Here is a 4,678-nt window from a genome sequence, read left to right on the forward strand (position 1 = left end):
AGCACCTCAAGGGCGGAATCGTTGAGGGGCACGATCTTGGCGCCGTGCTTGTCGCGCACCAGCGCGTGCACATAGACCGTCCTGAAGGGCTCGATGCCCCTGCCCTCGCCGTCCTTCATGACATGCAGGCCCATCATCATCATCCGGGCGACCCAGAAGAAGATGATATCGAAGCCGGTGACGAGAGCCGAGGTCGGATAGAAGGTGGCAAGCTCCTGCGTCCCGTCGGGCCAGCCGAGCGTCGAGAACGGCCACAGCGCCGACGAGAACCAGGTGTCGAGCACGTCGGGGTCGCGCTCCAGCGTCACGTCCCGGCCGAAACGGGCGCGCGCCGCGGCCAGCGCCTCGTCCTCGCTGCGCGCAACGAACACGGTATCGTCCGGCCCGTACCAGGCCGGAATCCGGTGGCCCCACCACAATTGGCGCGATACGCACCAGGGCTGGATGTTCTCCATCCAGTCGAAATAGGTCTTCTCCCAGTTCTGCGGGACGAACTGCGTGCGCCCCTCGCGCACCGAAGCGATGGCGGGCTCGGCAAGGACATCGGCGCGTACGAACCACTGGTCGGTCAGCATCGGCTCGATGACCACATGGGAGCGGTCGCCGAAGGGCTGCATCACCTTTTTTTGCTCGACGAAGGGAACGGCGTTGCCGTCCGCGTCGGCTGCCGTGACCGCAAGGCCCTCGGCGCCGATCTGCGCAACGAGGCGCTCGCGCGCCTCGAACCGGTCGAGCCCGCGCAGATCGTCGGGCACAAGGTTGAGCGCGTCGGCCTCGGCCTCGCCGAGCGCGCGCTCGCCGCGCGCCACGGCGCCGGCGATCGCGGCCGCTTCCTCATAGGGCGCGCCGTCGGCGCGCATGGCGCCGCGCGTGTCCATCAGCCGGTACATCGGAATGCCGCCGCGCCTTGCGACCTCGTAGTCGTTGAAATCGTGCGCGCCGGTGATCTTCACCGCGCCGGAGCCGAAGTCGGGGTCCGGATATGCGTCGGTGATGATGGGGATCAGGCGGCGATGCGCCTTCGGGCCGACCGGAATCTCGCACAGCTTGCCGACGATCGGCGCATAGCGTTCGTCGGAGGGGTGGACGGCGACGGCGCCGTCGCCGAGCATGGTCTCGGGCCGCGTCGTGGCGATGGAAATGTAGTCGCGCGTCTCGCGCAGCGTGACGGCCCCGTCCGCGTCCTTTTCGACATAGTCATAGGTCTCGCCGCCGGCCAGCGGGTATTTGAAGTGCCACATATGGCCGTCGACCTCGATGTTCTCGACTTCGAGGTCGGAGATGGCCGTCTCGAACTTCGGGTCCCAGTTCACCAGCCGCTTGCCGCGATAGATCAGCCCTTCCTCATAGAGGCGGACAAAGACTTCGAGCACGGCCTCGGAAAGGCCCTCATCCATGGTGAAGCGCTCGCGCGACCAGTCGCACGAGGCGCCAAGGCGCTTGAGCTGGTTGAATATCCGGCCGCCCGATTCCCCCTTCCACCGCCAGACCCGCTCGATGAACGTGTCGCGGCCCATCTCGCGGCGAGTCACATTGTCGCCGCTTTCGGCCATTTGCCGCTCGACGACCATCTGCGTGGCGATGCCGGCATGGTCCATGCCCGGCTGCCAGAGGACGTTGTTGCCGAGCATGCGCCGGTGGCGGACCAGAATGTCCTGAAGCGTGTTGTTGAGCGCATGGCCCATATGCAGCGAGCCGGTGACGTTGGGCGGCGGGATGACGATGCAGTAGGGCTCGGCGCCTTCGCGCGCACCGGCACCGGCGGCGAAAGCGTTGGCCTGGTCCCATTTGTCGGCAATGCGCGGCTCCACGCGGGCCGCGTCAAAAGTCTTGTCAAGCATCAGAAAATCCGATCGGCGCCGGTCAAAGTCCGAAGCGCTGTAAACCGGATGGCATGGGCGCTGTCAACAAACCGGTGACCAGCGGGCGGCCTTCAGCCCTGATGGGGCTCGCCGCGCGCGATCCGTTCAATCTCGGCGCGCACCAGCCTTTCGACGATCGAGGGCAGGTTGTTGTCGAGCCAGTCGGCCAGCATGGGGCGCATCATCTCCTCGGCGATCTCTTGCAGATCGCGGCCGGCCTGGGCGCGCAGCATATCGGACAAGATGTCGAACGACATGCCCACGGCGCGGCTGACGTCCTGGGAGATCAGCGGTTCGAGCGGTGCCGCCGATTGCCGCACGGGCGCATCGGCATCGGCATGCAGCACGGGCGCGGCCACGACAGCGGACCCCACGCGCAACTCTCCGGCGGTCGCCGACAGGACGTTCGCAACCTCGGCGAAGGCGCGGCTGTCATCGGCGGTGAAGCGCGCCTCATATTTGCCGCCGGGCGCATCGTCCTTGCCGCCGGGCGCATCGTCGGCCGGCGGCTGAGGGTCGGCGAGGACGCCGGTGGCGTCGAAGACGGTCTCGTTGTACGCCGATACGCGCGCATCGAGCGCCTCGGCGAAACTGTCCAGTTCGGTATCGCTCATCGGCGCGCGGGCGGAGCCCGCAGAGCCGTTGAAAGGCGCGGCGACCGCATCGTCGTCCTGCTCGGACCCGTCTTGTCCGGTCTCGTCCGCCCGGACGGGACCGGCCGGAGGGGTTTGGGCGGAACCGGACTCGCCGCGCTCGATGATGCGGCGGATCGAGGACAGGATCTCGTCCATCGACGGCTGATCTTGCGAAGGCTTGGGCTGCCCCATTGTCCCCATGTGTCCCGTGCGTTTTCGAATCGATATGGTGAGCCTATCCAAGCGCGCGGCAAATGAGAATCCCGTTCGGGCGGTTTCACCGCCGCTTCACAGGATTGACCGGGTTTCAGCGCCCGTCCGGCGTGCGCAGGCCGTACCACAGGTCCTTGACCGCCTCGTAATGCTCTTCGGGATCGTAGCGCTGCACCTTCAGGCCCAGCCGCGCCGCGCTCAGCCGGCCGACCGCCGAGCCCAGCGCATAGGACGACACGACCAGGTTGCGCTGCGACTCAACCAGCGCGATCTGAGCATCGAGCACGGTGGCCTGGGCATTGAGCACATCGAGCGTCGTGCGCTGGCCGACATTACGCTCCTCGACGACGCCGTCGAGCGCAAGGCGCGAGGCGCGCACCGATTCCTCGTTCGCCCGCAACGCGGCGCGGGACGCTTCGAGCTGGGTCCAGGCCGAGGCGACCGCGGCGCGCACCTGGTCGCGCGCCACATCGGTTTCGATCCGGGCCTGCCCCAGTTCCTGCTTGCGCTGGCGAACGGTGGCGCTTGACTGTCCGCCCCGGTAGATCGGCACGGTCACCTGGGCGCCGATCGAGGCGGAGACGCCGGAGGTGTCGCCGGCGCTCGAATAGGTCGAGGCCTGCGATACAGACGCGCTGAGACCGATTTGCGGCAGAAAGGCGCCCTCGGCCGCCTTGACGCCGAACCGGCTGGAATCGACCAGCGCATCGCTGAGCAGGATCGCCGGATGCTCGGCGAAGGCGATCGCATAGGCCGCATCGATCGAGCGCGGCAAAAGCGCATCGAGCGGCCGCGCCGGCCGCAGCGATCCTGGGCTTTTGCCGGTCAACTGGCGATAGACCGCCTCGGCCGAGGCGACCGCGGCGCGGGCCGCGGTGAGCTGGGCGCGGGCGCCAGCAAGGCTCGCCTCGGCCTGGGTGACGTCGGTGCGGGTGCCCTCGCCCACCTCGAACCGGGCCTGCGCGGCGCGCAACTGCTCGCGCAAAAACTCCAGATTGCGCGCGCGCAGCGATGCGGCCTGCCGGTTCTGGAACACGTCCATATAGGTCTGGGCGGTGTCGAACAGCACGTTCTGCTCGGTGTTGCGCAGGTTCTGCCGCTCGGCGCGCACGCCCGCCTCGGCGGCCTGGACATTGTTGCGGGTCTGGAAACCGTCGAAGACGGACTGGTTGATCTCGATGCCGAAGCTGGCAGTGGTGCGGCCGAGCCCCCCGCCCAGCCCGCCGGTCGCATTGGACGCGTTGACGATGCCCGCCGTGCCCGTGACGCGCGGGCGCATGCCCGACCTGGCAAGGGGCACCCGCTCGTCGGCGACCCGCAGACCGGCGCGGGCGGAATTGAGCCGGGCGTTGTGCGCGTAGGCGCTGGCGAGCGCGCCCTGGATCGTTTCGGCCGGCACGGGCGTAACGTTGAGGGTCGCCGCCAGAAGGGTCCAGAAACCGAACGTGAAAACGCGATTCATCACAACCCCCTGGCCGTTTCCAGCTTCACGCGCCGGGCCGCCGCCTCGCCCGGCTGCCGCGCAATAAAGGGCACACGGCCTTGCACCGCAAGGCCGGTGCCTTTTTCATCGGGGCTTTTGGCGGCCTTGTTGCCAAAGCGCAACGCGGCCTCGCATGCCGATGGCCAGAAGACTTTAAAGCAAGAGACCCTAGAATACGAACTCGGCCTCCTTGGCAAAGCCGGGCAGCGGCTTGGCCGAAAGGTTGAAGGCGCGGCGCTTGGACAGGACGCCTTCGTCGTCGCGCATGTGAAGCGTGGCGAACCCGGTCAGGTCGTGCCCCTCGACGACGACCAGCCGTCCCGACGGCCTGAGCTGATCGAGCAGCGCGGCGGGCACCTCGTCGACGGCTCCGCCGATGAAGATCACATCATAGGGACCTTCGCCCGCCAGTCCCCGTTCGAGCGGACCGCCGACCACGGCGACGCTGTCGAACCCTTCCCGCGCAAGTATGTCGCCGGCACGCG

Annotated in this window: 5 protein-coding genes; all 5 read right to left on the bottom strand. The window is 67.8% G+C overall.

The window, feature by feature from the left end; translation table 11 throughout:
* Positions 1–1,841, bottom strand: a 1,841-nt coding sequence (locus tag AC5E6L_RS14130) for a valine--tRNA ligase (RefSeq protein WP_491774124.1), incomplete at its 3' end; no start/stop codon positions are given.
* Positions 1,842–1,933: 92 nt separating this feature from the next.
* On the bottom strand, positions 1,934–2,653 hold the full coding sequence (locus tag AC5E6L_RS14135; protein ID WP_491774126.1) for a PopZ family protein: 720 nt from the start codon (positions 2,651–2,653) through the stop codon (positions 1,934–1,936).
* A gap of 151 nt (positions 2,654–2,804) precedes the next feature.
* Entirely contained in the window at positions 2,805–4,172 is a 1,368-nt protein-coding gene (locus tag AC5E6L_RS14140; protein WP_491230230.1) for a TolC family outer membrane protein, read from the bottom strand.
* Positions 4,172–4,315 carry a hypothetical protein gene (locus AC5E6L_RS14145; RefSeq protein WP_491230229.1) on the bottom strand — a complete coding sequence of 48 codons (144 nt, stop codon included), beginning with the start codon at positions 4,313–4,315 and terminating at the stop codon, positions 4,172–4,174. The genes AC5E6L_RS14140 and AC5E6L_RS14145 overlap by 1 nt, the downstream gene beginning before the upstream one ends.
* A gap of 46 nt (positions 4,316–4,361) precedes the next feature.
* The coding region (locus AC5E6L_RS14150; RefSeq protein ID WP_491774129.1) for a protein-L-isoaspartate O-methyltransferase family protein at positions 4,362–4,678 on the bottom strand (317 nt) is incomplete at its 5' end.

The sequence above is a fragment of the Roseitalea sp. genome (assembly GCF_984466335.1).